The 17,155-nt window shown below is 39.3% G+C and carries 18 protein-coding genes; all 18 read right to left on the bottom strand.

The window, feature by feature from the left end; all coding sequences use genetic code 11:
- Positions 1-24: 24 nt before the first annotated feature.
- Positions 25-978, bottom strand: a complete 954-nt coding sequence (locus tag NSQ34_RS08080; RefSeq protein ID WP_098676889.1) for a polysaccharide deacetylase family protein — start codon at positions 976-978, stop codon at positions 25-27.
- A 124-nt stretch (positions 979-1,102) separates the two neighbouring features.
- Entirely contained in the window at positions 1,103-3,220 is a 2,118-nt protein-coding gene (gene pnp, locus NSQ34_RS08075; protein WP_024424134.1) for a polyribonucleotide nucleotidyltransferase, read from the bottom strand.
- 181 nt (positions 3,221-3,401) lie between these two features.
- A complete protein-coding gene (gene rpsO / locus NSQ34_RS08070) occupies positions 3,402-3,671 on the bottom strand; it encodes a 30S ribosomal protein S15 (RefSeq protein WP_008354438.1) in 270 nt (89 codons plus the stop codon).
- A gap of 140 nt (positions 3,672-3,811) precedes the next feature.
- The gene (ribF, locus tag NSQ34_RS08065) at positions 3,812-4,777 is read right to left on the bottom strand and encodes a bifunctional riboflavin kinase/FAD synthetase (protein WP_098676888.1); all 966 of its coding nucleotides are present in this window, start codon (positions 4,775-4,777) and stop codon (positions 3,812-3,814) included.
- Between the two features lie 17 nt (positions 4,778-4,794).
- Complete coding sequence (gene truB / locus NSQ34_RS08060; protein WP_098676887.1) at positions 4,795-5,724, bottom strand: tRNA pseudouridine(55) synthase TruB; 930 nt, start codon at positions 5,722-5,724, stop codon at positions 4,795-4,797.
- A gap of 68 nt (positions 5,725-5,792) precedes the next feature.
- Positions 5,793-6,143, bottom strand: a complete 351-nt coding sequence (gene rbfA / locus NSQ34_RS08055; protein ID WP_007499525.1) for a 30S ribosome-binding factor RbfA — start codon at positions 6,141-6,143, stop codon at positions 5,793-5,795.
- 17 nt (positions 6,144-6,160) lie between these two features.
- Positions 6,161-6,439: a DUF503 domain-containing protein gene (locus tag NSQ34_RS08050; protein ID WP_061109857.1), complete on the bottom strand. Its 279-nt coding sequence runs from the start codon at positions 6,437-6,439 to the stop codon at positions 6,161-6,163.
- Positions 6,436-8,556, bottom strand: coding sequence for a translation initiation factor IF-2 (gene infB, locus NSQ34_RS08045; RefSeq protein ID WP_047202190.1), 2,121 nt, complete (start codon positions 8,554-8,556; stop codon positions 6,436-6,438). The genes NSQ34_RS08050 and infB overlap by 4 nt, the downstream gene beginning before the upstream one ends.
- 19 nt (positions 8,557-8,575) lie before the next feature.
- Positions 8,576-8,878 carry a YlxQ family RNA-binding protein gene (locus NSQ34_RS08040; protein ID WP_024424138.1) on the bottom strand — a complete coding sequence of 101 codons (303 nt, stop codon included), beginning with the start codon at positions 8,876-8,878 and terminating at the stop codon, positions 8,576-8,578.
- Entirely contained in the window at positions 8,871-9,155 is a 285-nt protein-coding gene (locus NSQ34_RS08035) for a YlxR family protein (RefSeq protein ID WP_024424139.1), read from the bottom strand. Before NSQ34_RS08035 ends, NSQ34_RS08040 begins: the two co-directional genes overlap by 8 nt.
- 15 nt (positions 9,156-9,170) lie before the next feature.
- Complete coding sequence (nusA, locus tag NSQ34_RS08030; protein ID WP_024424140.1) at positions 9,171-10,286, bottom strand: transcription termination factor NusA; 1,116 nt, start codon at positions 10,284-10,286, stop codon at positions 9,171-9,173.
- Between the two features lie 32 nt (positions 10,287-10,318).
- Complete coding sequence (rimP, locus tag NSQ34_RS08025) at positions 10,319-10,792, bottom strand: ribosome maturation factor RimP (protein WP_003211398.1); 474 nt, start codon at positions 10,790-10,792, stop codon at positions 10,319-10,321.
- A gap of 701 nt (positions 10,793-11,493) precedes the next feature.
- Positions 11,494-12,315: a class I SAM-dependent methyltransferase gene (locus NSQ34_RS08020; RefSeq protein WP_141545647.1), complete on the bottom strand. Its 822-nt coding sequence runs from the start codon at positions 12,313-12,315 to the stop codon at positions 11,494-11,496.
- Between the two features lie 25 nt (positions 12,316-12,340).
- Positions 12,341-13,006 (bottom strand): CPBP family intramembrane glutamic endopeptidase, encoded by a 666-nt coding sequence (locus NSQ34_RS08015; protein ID WP_061109856.1) that lies wholly within the window; start codon positions 13,004-13,006, stop codon positions 12,341-12,343.
- A gap of 13 nt (positions 13,007-13,019) precedes the next feature.
- Positions 13,020-13,829 carry a SagB/ThcOx family dehydrogenase gene (locus NSQ34_RS08010; RefSeq protein ID WP_034281835.1) on the bottom strand — a complete coding sequence of 270 codons (810 nt, stop codon included), beginning with the start codon at positions 13,827-13,829 and terminating at the stop codon, positions 13,020-13,022.
- Positions 13,830-13,853: 24 nt separating this feature from the next.
- A complete protein-coding gene (locus tag NSQ34_RS08005; protein ID WP_065214363.1) occupies positions 13,854-15,200 on the bottom strand; it encodes a YcaO-like family protein in 1,347 nt (448 codons plus the stop codon).
- A gap of 2 nt (positions 15,201-15,202) precedes the next feature.
- Positions 15,203-16,183 carry a TOMM precursor leader peptide-binding protein gene (locus NSQ34_RS08000; protein WP_034281831.1) on the bottom strand — a complete coding sequence of 327 codons (981 nt, stop codon included), beginning with the start codon at positions 16,181-16,183 and terminating at the stop codon, positions 15,203-15,205.
- Positions 16,184-16,197: 14 nt separating this feature from the next.
- Positions 16,198-16,905, bottom strand: a complete 708-nt coding sequence (locus tag NSQ34_RS07995) for a protein involved in maturation (RefSeq protein WP_041117408.1) — start codon at positions 16,903-16,905, stop codon at positions 16,198-16,200.
- Positions 16,906-17,155 lie beyond the last annotated feature (250 nt).

Below are 17,155 nucleotides of genomic sequence, written 5' to 3'. Positions count from 1 at the left end.
CTCCTATTCAACAAACAGATCGCATCACGGATGTCTTTTTTCACTTAGGAGGTCAGAAACCGTCCCTAATTCATATCCTCTTTCCTTGATTTGAGTGATAAGTGCGTCAAGACTTTTCGCTGTTGCATCTGTTGGATGCATTAATATCATCGCCCCATTGTGAGTTTTCCCAAGCACCCGCTTTTGTAAAATAGCCGGGGATGGTTTTTGCCAGTCGATGGTGTCTACTGTCCACATAATGGTTTCCATGCCTTCTTGTTTGGCAAGCTTGACTGTTTCTTCTTTAAAGCTTCCGCTTGGAGGCGCAAACCATTTTGGTTTCTTCCCAAGGGATTCTTCAATTTGGCGATTTGTTTTCGTTATCTGCTCTAATGCTCGTTCTCTTGTCAGTGTGCGCATATCTGGGTGATTGTATGAATGATTTCCAATTTCATGACCATCTGCCACGATTTTTTTAGCAAGCTCTGTGCTTTTTTTCACCCATTTGCCTTCTAAGAAAAAGGTCGCCTTGACTTGATGCTTTTCCAGCGTTTTTAACATGTTGATTAAATGCTCGTCACCCCAAGCTACGTTGATGAGGAATGCATTCATTTTTTTATCTGGATGCCCTTTATAAATGGGCTCTGCACCAAGCTCATGTAAATGAATAGATGGTTTTGTTTCATTAAAAACAAGCAGCTTTTCATCGAATGACCCCTGTTTCTTCATTTTTTCATAAGAGGCATCGATATCAACTGTCTGTCCATTTAAGCCAGGCATCTTTTTCCACACTTTATCAATCTTAGCATTTTGCGCCTTTACTTCATAGTCAGAAGACTTCGATTCAATTTCCTGAAATAAAATATCTTTTGAAACAGATGCAACTTCGGCATGCTCTTTCATTGATTCAATATATGTAACAGCAGCCGGCTGCTTCATCGTTTGATATGACACGAGCAGTAAAAATACAAACACAATGAATGGTAACGTTTTTTTCAATGGTTGTCCCTCCCCTATATCACAAATTATGATGGGGAGAAACAAGCTAGAACTATTGTTAGCGCAAGAAAAGAAAGAAGCCTGGCACGGATACCTGGCTTCTAACACATTTTATTTGATCTCATTAAGACTGCTTTTCTTCTTTTTCCTTCTCTTCACGTAAAACAGCTTTCCGAGAAAGGTTCACACGGCCTTGTTTATCGATTTCAGTGACTTTGACAAGTAATTCATCGCCAAGTTTCACGACATCTTCTACTTTGCCCACACGCTCAAGCGCAAGCTCAGAAATATGAACAAGTCCATCTTTTCCACTGAAGATTTCAAGGAAGGCACCGAATTTTTCAATGCGTTTGACTTTACCTAAGTAAAGCTGTCCTACTTCAACTTCTCTCACAAGATCTTCAATAATTTTCTTCGCTTTTTGGTTCATATCTTCTTCTGTAGAAGAAATAAAGATTGTACCATCTTGTTCAATATCGATTTTCACACCGGTATCTTCAATGATTTTATTGATTTGTTTACCGCTTGGTCCAATGACATCGCGAATTTTATCCGGATTGATTGTCATCGTTAAGATTTTAGGTGCATAACGAGACAATTCTCCTCTAGAAGCAGGAATTGTTGACAGCATACTGTCTAAAATTTCCATTCTTCCTTTTTTCGCTTGTTGAAGAGCCTCTTCTAAGATGTCTTTTGATAGACCATCGATTTTGATGTCCATTTGAAGGGCTGTTACACCTTTTGATGTACCTGCCACTTTAAAGTCCATATCTCCAAGTGCATCTTCCATTCCTTGAATGTCTGTCAGCACTGTGTAGTATTCACCAGATTTCACAAGTCCCATTGCAATCCCTGCAACTGGTGCTTTAATTGGAACACCGGCATCCATCATCGCAAGTGTGCTTGCGCAAATACTTGCTTGTGAAGTAGATCCGTTAGATTCTAATACCTCTGAAACGAGGCGAACCGTATAAGGGAAATCTTTTTCGGATGGAATGACTGGTTCTAGTGCACGTTCACCTAGTGCACCATGTCCGATCTCACGACGGCCTGGACCACGCATTGGACCTGTCTCGCCAACACTGAATTGCGGGAAGTTGTAATGGTGCATGAAGCGTTTTGATTCTTCAACACCTAAACCATCAAGAATTTGCACATCACCAAGTGCACCTAATGTACAAATACTGAGCGCCTGTGTTTGTCCTCTTGTAAATAGGCCTGAACCGTGCGTTCTTGGCAGAAGTCCTACTTCTGAAGAAAGTGGACGGATTTGATCTACGCCGCGTCCATCTGGACGTACTTTCTCTTCAGTGATCAGACGGCGAACTTCGTTTTTGACAAGCTTGTTTAATACATCTTTCGCTTGTTTAATCGTTGCTTCGTCACGTTCTTCTGCTTCAAACTTCTCAACTACAGCTTTTTTCACAGCACTGATTGCATCCTCACGCGCATGCTTCTCATGTACTTGAATCGCTTTCAGCAGGTCAGCTTCAGCAAGTGCTTTTACTTCGTCTGCTAACGTTTGATCTACTTCATATAAAGGAATATCGATTTTTTCCTTACCGACTGCCTTCACAATTTCTTCTTGGAATTCGATTAAGCGTTTGATCTCTTGGTGACCGTACATGATCGCTTCAAGCATTGTTTCTTCCGGTACTTCATCAGCACCAGCTTCTACCATGTTGATCGCATCTTTTGTTCCGGCAACCACAAGATTGATGTCACTTTGTTCAAGCTGCTCCACATTCGGGTTAATAATCAGCTTTCCATCCACTCGTCCTACTGTAACGCCGGCGATTGGTCCCTCAAATGGAATGTCAGACACACATAAAGCTAAAGATGAGCCAAACATTGCAGCCATTTCAGATGAGCAATCTTGATCCACACTCATGACGATACTAATGACTTGTACTTCGTTTCTAAATCCATCTGCAAACAGCGGACGAATTGGTCTGTCAATTAAGCGGCTGGCAAGGATCGCCTTTTCACTTGGACGGCCTTCTCTTTTAATGAAGCCGCCAGGAATTTTACCTACTGCGTATAGTCTTTCTTCGTAGTTCACAGTGAGCGGGAAGAAATCAAGTGGTTTTGGTTCTTTAGAAGCTGTTGCTGAGCTAAGCACAGCCGTATCTCCGTAGCGTACGAGGACCGCTCCGTTTGCTTGCTTTGCAAGCTGGCCAGTTTCAACTGTCAGTTGACGTCCAGCCCAGTCTATGGTGAAGACATGTTTCTCTTGTCCCATTCTGAGATAAACTCCTCTCTTATCGTAAAGTTTTAGTTAGTTCTTATTATGAACAAAATGATTTTCACATATCAATGTGAAAGCTGTATGTAGAAGGGTTTTTGCCATTCTTTCAACATTTTAACCATAAAATATTAGTGATTATACGATAAAAAAGCGGGAATCCTCCCGCTTTTTACGATTATCGACGTAAGCCTAGTTTGTTAATTAACTCACGGTAACGAGTTACGTCTTTATTACGTAGATACGTAAGAAGATTACGACGTCTACCTACCATTTTCAAAAGACCGCGACGTGAGTGGTGATCTTTCTTATGAGTACGTAAATGCTCGTTCAAGTTGTTAATTGATTCTGTTAGGACAGCGATCTGAACTTCTGGAGATCCAGTATCAGATTCGTGTGTTTTGAACTCATTAATTAATTGCGTTTTACGCTCTTGAGTAATAGCCATCCTGTTTCACCTCCAAATCATGTTAGCCCCATCTACCTCGCAACCGTCGGTGAAGTCGGCCTGCCAAGTAAGTGGTTTTAAAGCTACAGGAATAATCATACTAAAAATATGCTGAATTTGCAAATGGTAGAGCAGTTTTTCTATGATTTTTTTGTTTGCTTGAGCTGATCTTGAAAAAACTGAATCGCTTCTTCTTTATCTTGACTGATTTGAGCCGTCAGCTCCTGGATTCCGTTAAATTTTCGTTCACTGCGAATGCGCTTGAACCATTGTAATTTAATCGGCTGGCCATATATTTCTTCGTTAAAATCAAAAAGGTTTACTTCAATGGCAGGCTGATCAGGACGTTTTTCATAAAATGTTGGTTTATAGCCGACATTACAAACGCCGTCATATACTTTACCTTTTACTTCTGCTCTTACTGCATATACCCCTGTTGGCGGAATAATGTATTCAGCAGATAAGCCGACATTAGCTGTCGGAAATCCGATCGTCCGTCCGCGTTTGTCTCCATGGATGACAATGCCGCGAAGCTGATAAGGTTTTCCTAAAAGCTCGCTCACATATTCAACATCCCCATTTTTTAATGCGGAACGGATGAGAGTGGAACTGACTTTTCGGTCTTGATTGGACAGCTTAGGTACGATGGTTGCCGTGATACGGCCTTTTCCGTATTCATCGAACGTTTCCATTGTGCCTGCACCAAAACGGCCAAACGTAAAATCAAACCCCGCTACTGCGTGCTTCACATTCAATTCATCCAAATATTGATCCACAAACTCTTGAGGAGATAGAGCTGCAAAGCTCTCGCTGAATTGTACGATGTATAAATAGTCAGCGCCCAGCTGTTCGATAAAATCAATTTTATCCTCAAGCGGTGTAATTAAGTCTTTTGGTTCCCGTGCCTTTTGCAAAACATGTGATGGATGCGGATGAAAGGTCATGACTGCTAAGGCCAATCCTTCTTTTTTCGCAATGCTTTTCGCTTCGTCAATGACTTTTTGATGCCCGAGGTGAACACCGTCAAAGTACCCTAAAGCCATGACAGACGGGACTTGATCCTTTTGATTCAATGTATGTGGGTGTGAAATATGTATAGTCTTCACGAGATGTCACCTTTTCTTTAAGATTGCTTGTCCTGAGATAAGATCTTCGCCGGCTTCATCAGGTTCTGTTTGGTCGGGTGCTTCATATATATTGCCAGACAACGACCTGAAGGAGCAAAAACAGCGACACGATCCTCCTCTGCGAAATGAGCAAATTCATCAGGCATTGGCAGGACTGCACCGTTTTCCACTTTACTTGCTAATGTATCATTTATCTCCCATTTCGGCAAATGATTGAGCGCACGCTCGATCGGGACAAGGTGCTCATCTACAGTTCCTTCCTCGCTTATATCTTGCAGCTCATCCAGCGTAATACATTCATCAAGTGTAAAATCACCAGACCCCGTACGAATAAGATGTGACATGTGGGCTGGAAACCCTAGTTTCTTCCCGATATCAACCGCTAAGGTCCTCACATACGTTCCCTTTGAGCATAGAACAGTAAACCTAAATGACACGCTGCCATCCTCATATGTGACAGGTGTAGTCCGCTCGATACGGTGAATAGTAATTTCTCGGCTTGGCCGCTCAATTTCAATGCCCTCTCTTGCATACTCATAGAGCTTTTTCCCGCCAATTTTCACAGCAGAAAACATGGGAGGAATTTGTTCAATGGTTCCTTCAAACTGCTTCAGCGCCGCATCAATTTCTTTTTCTGAGATCGGTTTTTCCACCTTTTTTTCTTCTACGATCTCACCTGTTTGGTCTTCTGTTGTTGTAGAAAAGCCAATCGTGATTTCTGCATCGTATGTTTTCGATTTATCTGTTAAGTATTCTACAATCTTCGTTGCTCTTCCGATACAAATAGGCAGAACACCTGAAACCTCTGGGTCGAGGGTGCCTGTATGGCCGACTTTTTTTGTGTGTAAAATTTTTCTTACTTTAAACACACAGTCGTGTGAGGTCATGCCTCTTTCTTTATGTAATAAAAGAACACCATTTATCATCTGCGTTCTCTCCTTTCATAAACGATGAAAAAGGACAGACGATCATCGCCTATCCTTATTTCAACGTCTTATTCGTGATCTTTTGTGTTTAACTCAGCAATCAGGCTTTCAATTCGGTTTCCGTAGTCTACGGATTCGTCGAATTCAAAATGCAGTTCTGGTGTTTTGCGAAGTCTGATTCGATTGCCAATTTCAGAGCGGATATACCCTTTAGCCTTTGCAAGACCTTTTAAGGTTTCCTCTCTTTTCTTCTCGTCGCCAAGAACAGAAATGTAGACTTTGGCAATTTGCAAATCACCGGATACTTCGACATCGGTTACAGTCAAAAAGCCGATTCTTGGATCTTTTAGCTTTCTGCCTAAGATGTCGCCCAATTCTTTTTTCATTTGCTCACCCACACGGGTTGCTCTCATACTCATGATCTTATCACCTCTAATTAAAACCACTCAGTTTTCGTGATCGTTCGTTCAATTTCAGGAAAAGAATCGATAAAGCCTAATACACGCTGAAGCTCCTTTTCCACTTGAACCCGAGATGAGGAAATCACGGCGATTCCAATTGATGTACGCTGCCATGTATCCTGGTAATCCATTTCAGCAATGGTTACATTGAATTTATGACGCGTTCTTGTCAATATTCGCTGAAGAACCGCACGTTTTTCCTTCAGTGAGGATGCATCATAGATCATGCACTCACATTCGGTATAACCGATCATTTTCTTTCGATTTCTTGCATAACGAATGATTCCATGACATCACCTTCACGGATATCATTGTATTTCTTTATGGTAATACCACATTCATAGCCTTGTGAAACTTCTTTCACATCATCTTTAAATCGTTTTAACACGTCAACTTCGCCTTCAAAAATAACGACGCCGTCACGGATTAAGCGGATTCCGCTATCTCTTGTAATCGTTCCTTCAGTTACATAGCCGCCAGCAATTGTACCGATTTTAGATACTTTGAACGTTTGACGAACTTCAACTTGACCGATAACTTTTTCTTCATATTCAGGGTCAAGCATTCCTTTCATCGCAGCTTCAATTTCATCGATGACTTTATAGATAATGCGGTGCAAGCGGATATCAACGTTCTCAGTCTCAGCTGTGCTCTTCGCATTTCCATCAGGACGTACGTTAAAGCCAATCACGATGGCATTAGAAGCACTTGCTAAAATGATATCTGATTCCGTAATCGCTCCAACACCCGTATGGATGATTTTCACTTTTACGCCTTCGACCTCAATTTTTTGAAGAGCTGCCGTTAATGCTTCAGCAGAGCCTTGTACGTCTGCTTTCACGATCAAGTTGATATCTTTTACGTCACCTTGTTTGATTTGCTCAAATAGGTCGTCTAGAGATAATTTTGCTTTATCTGAACGCTGTTCGTCCAGCTGTTTAGAAGCACGCGCCTCACCGACTTGACGAGCTGTTTTTTCATCTTTGAATACGAGGAACTGATCCCCTGCATTCGGTACATCGTTTAAACCAGTGATTTCAACAGGTGTAGATGGTCCTGCTGTTTTCACGCGGCGGCCGATGTCATTGACCATTGCACGTACACGGCCAAATGTATTTCCGACAACGATTGGGTCACCTACTTGAAGTGTACCTGTTTGAACAAGAAGGGTTGCAACAGAACCTCTTCCTTTATCAAGCTCAGCCTCGATGACAGTCCCTTTTGCCGCACGATTTGGGTTGGCTTTCAGTTCTGCAACTTCGCTGACAAGAAGGATCATTTCGATCAATTCGTCGATGCCTTCACCTGTTTTCGCAGATAGTGGAACGAAAATGGTTTCGCCGCCCCAAGCTTCTGGTACAAGACCATGCTCAGTTAATTCCTGCATCACGCGGTCAGGGTTCGCTGTTGGTTTGTCAATTTTGTTCACAGCGACAATGATTGGCACTTCTGCCGCTTTCGCATGGTTAATCGCTTCAATTGTTTGCGGCATGACGCCATCATCTGCTGCAACGACTAGAATTGTTGTATCCGTTACTTCGGCACCACGTGCACGCATCGTTGTAAATGCTGCGTGTCCAGGTGTATCAAGGAACGTAATTTTTTTGCCATTTTCTTCGATTTGGTATGCACCGATATGCTGCGTGATTCCACCTGCTTCGCCTTCGACGACTTTTGTCTTACGGATGCTGTCAAGAAGAGTTGTTTTCCCGTGGTCAACGTGTCCCATGATCGTTACAACTGGAGGGCGTACTTGCATATCTTCTTCTTTATCTTCAACTTCATACTTTTCAAGTTCAGTTTCTTCTAAAATGATGACTTCCTCAACTGGAACACCATATTCAGAAGCGATTAACTCAACTGTATCTTTATCAAGCTCTTGGTTGATCGTTGCCATGACACCTAGCATCATCAGCTTTTTGATGATTTCAGCTGTTTCTTTTCCTAGCTCATCAGCCAGCTGGCCGACAGTCATTGAATTTGTAAATTCAATTTTTTCAGGAAGCTCTTTTTTAGGCTTTACAGGTCTAGCTTGCTGATGCTGCGGTTTGTTATTTCCACCGCGTTTGTTTTTGTTTTTATTTTGGTTGTTGTTTTTTTTGTTTTTATTAAATTGATTATTCTGCACGTCATTCTTCTTTCTATCATTGTTTTTGTTAGATGATTGTTTTTTTTGTTCTGCGGGTTTCTCGTTAGCTGTCTCTTTTGCTTTGGCTTTTTTATAGATAGCGTCTAGCTTTTTCACAGTGTCGTCTTCAAGCGTCGCCATGTGGTTGTTCACTTCCACGTTCATATCCTTAAGCGCTGCTATAATATCTTTACTTGAAACATCTATGGCTTTTGCGTATTCATATACTCTCACTTTAGCCATTCGTTCACCCCCAAATAAATTAATCGAGCAAGCTTATGAGCTTCTTAGCGAAGCCTTGGTCAGTGACAGCGACAACTACGCGAGCTTCTTTCCCAATAGAACGTCCGAGAACGGAACGGTCTTCAACTTTTCTAACCGGAACATTATAAAATTTGCATTTGTCAGATACCTTTTTCTCTGTGTTAGATGAGGCATCTGCTGCAAGAAGAACCAGCTTAGCACGCGCATGTCTAATTTCTTTGATCACCAGATCTTCTCCTGACACGACTTTACGAGCTCGATTTGCTAGACCAAGCAAAGGATACCATTCAGATTCATTCATTAGGTTTTTTCACCTTTTCAGCTAGTTCTAGTAATTCTTCAAATATGTGTTCGTCAATCTGTGTCTGAAATTGCTGCTGTAAACTGCGTTTGTTCTTTGCCGCAAGAATGGTTTCTTTATCGAGAGAAAGGTAAGCTCCGCGTCCGTTCATTTTTCCGGTAGCGTCAACAGACACTTCTCCTTCTTTAGAACGAACAACACGGATCAGTTCTTTCTTTGGTTTCATTTCTCCCGTCACGACGCATTTTCTAAGCGGGATTTTTTTTCGGCTTTTCACCTTTAATATCACCTCTTATTCGTCAGATTCCTCAGCTACTGGTTCAGCCTCTAAGAAAAGAGATTCAGAGTCTTCAGTTCTTGGGAAAATACCGAGTTCCCTTGCATCTGTTTCGCTTTTAATATCGATTTTCCAGCTGGTCAGCTTCGCTGCAAGGCGGGCATTTTGACCTCTTTTACCAATCGCTAATGACAGCTGATAATCAGGGACAATAACTGTTGTCGCCTTGTCTTCTTCATTCACAATGACATCAAGTACTTTTGATGGACTCAGCGCATTGGCAACAAATTCAACCGGGTCATTAGACCAATGAACAATGTCAATCTTTTCGCCTTTTAGCTCGTTGACAATTGCTTGTACACGCTGGCCCTTTGGACCAACACAGGAGCCAACTGGATCAACATCAGGATCATCTGTACGAACAGATATTTTAGAACGGTCCCCAGCTTCTCTAGCAACCGATTTAAGCTCTACAGTACCATCATAAATTTCTGGCACTTCAATTTCAAATAAACGCTTTAAAAGACCTGGATGTGTTCTAGACACATAAATTTGTGGTCCTTTTGTTGTTTTTTCTACTTTTGTAATGAACACTTTAATGCGGTCATGCGGTTTGTATTCTTCATTTGGCATTTGTTCATTGACAGGAAGAAGGGCTTCAATTTTGCCAAGTGACACGTAAATAAATTTACTGTCAATCCGCTGAACGATTCCCGTCATAATGTCTTCCTCGCGGTCGATGAACTCAGTGTAGATAACACCACGCTCTGCTTCTCTCACACGCTGCGTCACAACTTGTTTCGCTGTCTGAGCTGCAATACGTCCAAAGTCTTTTGGTGTGACTTCAATCTCAACGACGTCACCAACCATGTAATTCGGGTTAATATTGGCTGCATCATCTACAGAGATTTCAAGGCGAGAATCATACACTTCATCTACAACATCTTTTCTTGCGAACACACGAATCGTTCCCGTTTCGCGGTTTAAATCAACACGAACATTTTGTGCTTGATTAAAATTACGCTTATATGCAGAAATGAGTGCAGCTTCTATCGCTTCAATGATAATTTCTTTACTAATACCCTTCTCTTTCTCAAGAACAGTCAGGGCATCTAACAACTCACTACTCATTTTTATGGTTCCCCCTTATATCAATGAAAAGGTTAATTGAACGAAACTGCTAATCTTGCGTTAGCTATTTTCTCGTATGGAATATTGATCTCTTTCTTTCTTGTCTTGATCTTCACTGTCACTGTTGCAATCTCACCATCAAAGCTTGTAAGCTCACCTTCAAATGCTTTTTCACCATCAATTGGTTCATATGTTTTCATGAAAACATTTTTTCCAAGTGCTTTTTCAAAATCAGCTTTTTTCTTTAATGGGCGCTCCGCTCCAGGAGAGGACACTTCAAGAAAGTAGTTTTGGCTAATCGGATCTGCCTCATCAAGCTTTTCGCTCAAGGCTTCGCTCACTTTGGCACACTCTTCGATATCGACACCTTTATCAGAGTCAATAAACACGCGAAGGAACCAGTTTTGACCCTCTTTGACAAATTCAACATCAACGAGTTCAAGCTGTAAGCCATCTAAAATTGGCTGCACCATTTCGCTTACGACATCCACTACTTTTTTGCTCATTCTCTTCCTCCTTGTGCTTTCGATAAACGCTCTTATCAATCATTCTGCATAAAAACCCTGCTTTATGTGAGCAGGGGGAGCAGAAAACGGATGAATAATGTCGAGACAAAAATTGCCTGTTCAATACAAAAGAGCGGGTTTCCCCACTCTTGTCTCGGTAATCGTTAGCATTTCCATAAAGACTATACCATATCCAATTTTTTTATGCAAATGAAGTTCCTCCTTATAATAGGTACTCGCTTATCGATTAATGCAGCATGTTCAGTACCATTAATACCTCTCTCTTCCTTTATATATAAACGGAAAGCCACTATGAACAGAGCGGACTGATAATAATGCACCTGAATACAATGAGCGAACAACAGAGCTCCCTATGAAAGAAAGTAACATCTACACTAAGTCATCTCTAATTCCAAAAAACTTTGTATGACACAGTATGGTTATTCATATAGAAGCAAAGAGTGTATCAGTAAACAGCCTTCACTTTCCACTTTCTCAAAACCCCCTAATGGATAAGTACTTCAACGTTAAAGAAATAAGCAGTTCAATTTTAATCACACTGCCATTCTCCTTCACTTCAGAGAAACGCGTTCTCATTTTTAGGGAATCGCAATTTAAAAATCATTCATATTGAACTCCCCGAAAAGCAGGCAGAGACTAAACGGATAACCTTCATATTATACATAGAGAAAGAATCATGTTTATATGGAATGAATGTATCCAGACTGTTTAATCAGCCATGCATGTAAAAGTAAAGGTGTCTTCTGTGCTGAACTGCTATGTTCATCTGGAACCTGCCTTAAGGTGTGCTGTAAATTTTCATTTCCTATTAACGATAAAAATTCCATACTAAATGGGCTGAATCCTCCAATTATAGAAGTACCAATCTTATACTTTACATCTTTTCTAGGTTGGGTTATATAGGTGAGTAACTGCTCGAACTCAGATAATGTCAATGAGGCGTGATATTGATCATATAAATACAGTTCTTCTTCTTTGTTCTGAACTGAACTCATTCCACTTTCTATACTATCTCGATTTAAATCAACTATATAAATAATAGATTCATTTGATAAATAAGGAAGGAACTGTTCTAATAATGCTACAGGATCTTCAAATAGCCCAAAACACAGATGTATTAAAATCGCATCATAACTTTTCGCATGTGATGAAAAATTTTCGATATCTGTACAAATAAAATTAGCTTTTATATTCAATTGATTTGCACAATGTATGGCTTCCTCTGATGAATCAATTCCTGTCAAATCAGCTAGAGGTAATTGCTTAGATAAATACTCAAGCATCTGCCCTTGTCCACATCCTATATCTAAAATAGAGGCAGGCTTTTTTTTGAATGTTAGTTGATAATAAGAAATGAAAGTTTCAGCTGATAGACATCGAGTAAATGGCGTTTCTCGATTATCATAATTTGAACTTATTTTTCTTTTTTCTGGATCCAAAAACCATGACTGAGCCAGCGCTCTTTTTCCTTTAAGCTCTTTCATCTTTTCTAGTATTATCACAGGGTTTACCACCTTTATAAAAGCCTCACCAATCAGTTTCAGATAATACGGGAGGTTTCGTTTTGAAGTTGTTTATTTTGAGAGGTTGAAAAAAATGAATGAACAGATTATGTGAAATATGAAATGCTATCGCTGCTAGAATACCAAATGTTAAGTATGAAATAACTGTGATGAATGTAAAAAGCGACATATAAGCAATAGACTTAACACCGCCTATTGGTATATGCAGCAAGATAAATCCTATTGAACTGATACAAATCGATACCGCCACAGATTCCACAGAATTTGTTAGTAATAATAACGGAAGAAAGAACCGCCAAATCAATTCTTCTGATAGAGCAGTTAATGGAAGAAAAAAGATTGAATCAACATTGACAGCATATCTGCCTCTAAATGCAACAACTTTGTTTTTTAATTTCCATAGAACTGACGGTAATAGGACACCTAATAAAAAGAAGAATAAAATACCATACACATTTTTATTATTAGAAATTTCAACTAAGAGCTCTTGAGAAAATGCTCCACAGCATATAGAAGCTCCGATTATCGTGAATCCATCATAGCTCCTCTGAGGAGTGATATATGTTATTAACTTTCGATCGGATATTGGTTTATCTCTCTTGATTTTGATAACCATTTTAGAGCTTAAGGGACCCAAAAAGTGAAGGAGGATCCCTAAAGCTGCTACCATTGAAATCATCTATTTAAGTACCCGCAATCAATGTATAAATTGGAGCGTCATCTACTCCATTAAATCCACCGATCAGTTCCATTAACTCATCATCGATAAACCCTCCGAATGGTCGGCTATTAATCTTCTGTGCAGTAGATAGCAAAATCATATTTTGCATGACATGTCCTGCCTCCATAAAAACGAAGCGATAAGAACGATGTCCATACTTAAATCGAGAACGCCAAAAATTCGCTGAAATGACTACGGCAAATGCAAAATCTTGAACGGATTCTTCTTGTAACATTATTTTCTCAAATTCTTTTTCAGAGTAATCACCCATTTTAGTCAATCCTTTTCTATACGGATCGAAATGATAAATACCTTTGTCTAAAGAATCCACTTTGTTGGCTACAATAAATAGATCTAGAGGATAAAGTGCCCCGCCAGATGGTATAGGGCGTCTAGGTCCTTCTTTACGCTCTACCAATCCATAACTCTTCTGTAAAACTGTTGAGAGTTGTTCTAATGAAACACTCCCCCCGCTAAAATAATCTGCACTTCTTCGTTCCTGAATGACATCGTCTAAAGATATATTTGTATTTAATGGTTTAGGTAGTAAAATTAAAGGCAGGTCATCAAATCTTTTACTTGCATGTGTAGCAATCTTTTGCAAAGTTTGAGATCGCAGCAGCCCTGCAACACCGGGTGCGTCCCATGCCATTGAACCCCTATAGATTTTTGTTGCCTCAAACCAATTTTCAGAAGGATCATCAAACCGTAATGCTTCGTTTCCATACACAACATCAGCCAAATTAGTAGCATGTCTTTCAATACTATTCATATATTTAATCACCTTTCTACGATATTAAGGAAATGGATGCGGAATTGGATTCAGTTCTTCTAACTTAAAAGGTTTATCTACTAAACCTAAATGATAAGAATGTTTTAAAATTCGTTCTCCGCCCAACATTCTACCTCTATAAAGAACGTCAATCGGTTTATATCCAGGAATAATTGATTTTACGACATAGGCACCAGCATCTTTTATATCAGGGCTGGTTAAATCAAAAGTTGCCACATGATATCCTTGTTTTGATAAATGACTGACAAGGTTAGTCCATAGAATGTCTGGAGAACGATCATCAAACGGTGCATAGTCTTTAACGTCCACTAATTTCTCACTTGCTGTTAAAAAATCAGCTTCTTTCACAATAGCTGTTCCCGCATAGAGTTTAATATGATCTTCAAAACTGTTAATATCTCGATGATAATCTACATCCACTAAGGCGTTCCCTAATCGTTGTTCTGTTTTTACCCAAGTTCTTGTATACATTCCCTCTATCGCAGCTTTCTCACATGCTCTTTCAATTGAATGAGCAGAGGCCGCGCCAATAGCAAATGGAGCTAAATCTGTATGAGGATTTCTTATCACTGCCAAAATAGTAGGAACACCAGAAAAAATGCTCATGTCTACTAAATGCAAATCAAGAGAAGTAGGTTTAATATATCTTTCATAGAAGTGTTTTAATCTAGGTGAGGTATTAATATCGATCTGCGGTAAACTTAACTTATTGTACCAAGTAAGCATAAATGCATCTCTTTCAATTGTTTCAAATAAACCTGAGATTGCCGCTTCTTGATATGTAATACCACAAGCTAGTCCATTACTAGTTGCATGACCAATATTGGGGTCTCCTGGCCACTCAGTATAGTTTGCAATATGAATTAATTGAGCAGGCGTCCAAACTTCTTCATTATTTTCAGCAATATGACCTTTTCTCCACCATAATTTTGTATCTTCATTCCATCTATCATGAGGAAAATTCGGGTCTTCATATTGAGTGACAGCATACATCTCCCACTTATCAAAGCCAATTACTGATTTGCCTTCATTGATTAAGTCCTTTTGAGTACCAAAACATACAATATCAGAGTTTAAAGGTAAATAAGCGGCACTATATCTTTCCACCGTTTCACCTATAGCTGCTAATCTGGCTGCAGCTGGATTAGCAGATCCTCCCCCATTATATGAATTAGACGGTACCCCAAATAAAATATTGCTGTCTGTACCATGCGCTCCATATGAATGACCCCATATATCATCAACGTCTCTGAGTTTTCTATACTCTCTACGGACTATCCCAACATAAGGATCTGCCAATTGGTCGAGTATTTCCCATGACTCTTCTAACGTTGTCCATTTATTAGCCATAATTAATTATTCACCTCACCATGAAACCAAACTTGAGGAAAACCTGTATCTGCAGCTGGGGAACACTTCGGGCATCTAGGTACTCTATAGACACGATGATGATTAAATGAGACACCTTTATCATCTAAATTAATTGTTGTAAATCCACCTGGTATTGCACTTGGTGCGTAATCTTTTAGTGTGAGCCATTCTAAAATTAAATTACTTGCAATTCCGATTTGAACTAAATGAATCGGCATATGATAAACCGGTTTCTTTTCAGGATTTATAGGCTTTATTTTCATTAAGTCTGAACGCAATACTTCGTCAGAAAAGTTTGCTGACTTTCGAAGGTTATAGCAATGTAAACAAGCTGATTGATGTGGTATGAAAAATGGACCTACCCAAGATGTCTGTCCATCATATGGCACAATGCTCAACCAAGGTATGTGGTCTTCTAATGCTAGATCATTTATTTCTTCAAAAATCGGGTCTAAATGAGAGTTGCCAATAGCAACCCTGATATCCGGCTGCTTATTTAATTCTCCTTTAAGCACTACATGTAGCCCTGCCTCTTGCAAATGACGAATAAATTCAGCAGCAACTGGATTATGATCTCGCGTAATAACTTCAACAATTCCTGTTTTTAAACGATCTAGTATATCTTCAACCAATACTTGTCCACCGGCTCTTTCATAAGACAAAAGCGCCGTCAAATCAAAGTTCATATCCGTCTTAACACACATTCCGTTTGTAACTAAAAATTCGAGGACATGTTTTAATTGATCACTCTCTACTTCGAAATTCTCCTCTAGTTCTTTAATCGAAACCCCATTATCTTCCGTGAGATAATTAGAAATTTCTTGAATAAATTCAATAATTCCGTCACCTTCAATTTTGGTGACAGTTTGCGCTTTTAAACCAATCAAACTGTCTTCTAGTTTACCTAGCGTAATGTGTGGTGCTAATTTATACCTCGTCATTTCTTGGTCTTTGACAAACATATATTATTCCTCCTTTAAGAATAATTAATTTGTATTTTAGATAATTGGGCCCGAGTTGGGGGGTGACCAATTATTTGTTCAAGCGTGTTCGTAAATGGCTGTAAATGTTTTGAAGAAGAAGCTTCTTGAAAACCGACTAACCATTCTAATACGTCTAAAGGCATATTGTTCTGGGACAATATTGATATGACCTCTTCTTTACTTTTACAATATAATTCAATTTTCATATTTAAATCCTCTTCAAAAATATCCTTCAGCCTACTCATACTTACTAACTCTGGTCCTGTTAAATCATATGCCTTTCCAGCACGATTCCTAACATCTTTTTTAGGGATTAAACATGCCTTTACAACATCTTTTGTATTGATCCAATTAACTCCCTCGGGAGAAAATGCAGTTATTAATTTACCAGTAGCACCTGCCCATCCTCTATAAAGTTCTATATTGATATCAAGCGGTGAAGTCCTATAAAGTATGCTATTCTGATAGATTTTCAATAATTCACTTTCAAGAGAACCTAGTTCATCCTCAACAGTATGCCTTCTATTAGATAAAATAATCGTTTCCGTTTGAAAATCAGTATTATTTATAAAGTATTCTTTGTCATAACTAACAGCCCCGCCCAAATCGATTATTTGAGCAGGATAGTCTTCATACTCAACTTTCATCTTCTCTAAATAGGCTTTGATTGGTTCTCTAATACCGACATAATGAATACTCATAAAGAGCCCCCTCTTCCCCGATCACATTGGGATAAAATGGTTAAAATCTAAGTGAATCAACTTATAATAGAAAAAGTAATCTTCTATTCGAGTTCTTCATAACATAGTAACCTCAACTTTTTTCATACATTTAATTAACTTAATATCTAAATACCCAAAATATTTGATCCAAAATAACGCCGCCCTTCAATCAAAAAAACAACATTAAGACCATATAAACCCTTTAAATACATAAAAATTTTAAATATAG

This window comes from Bacillus sp. FSL P2-0069, from assembly GCF_038593315.1.
In the GTDB taxonomy this organism is placed as follows: domain Bacteria; phylum Bacillota; class Bacilli; order Bacillales; family Bacillaceae; genus Bacillus; species Bacillus safensis.
The sequence above is the reverse complement of the archived record's forward strand: the minus strand, read 5'-3'. Positions and strand labels throughout refer to the sequence as shown.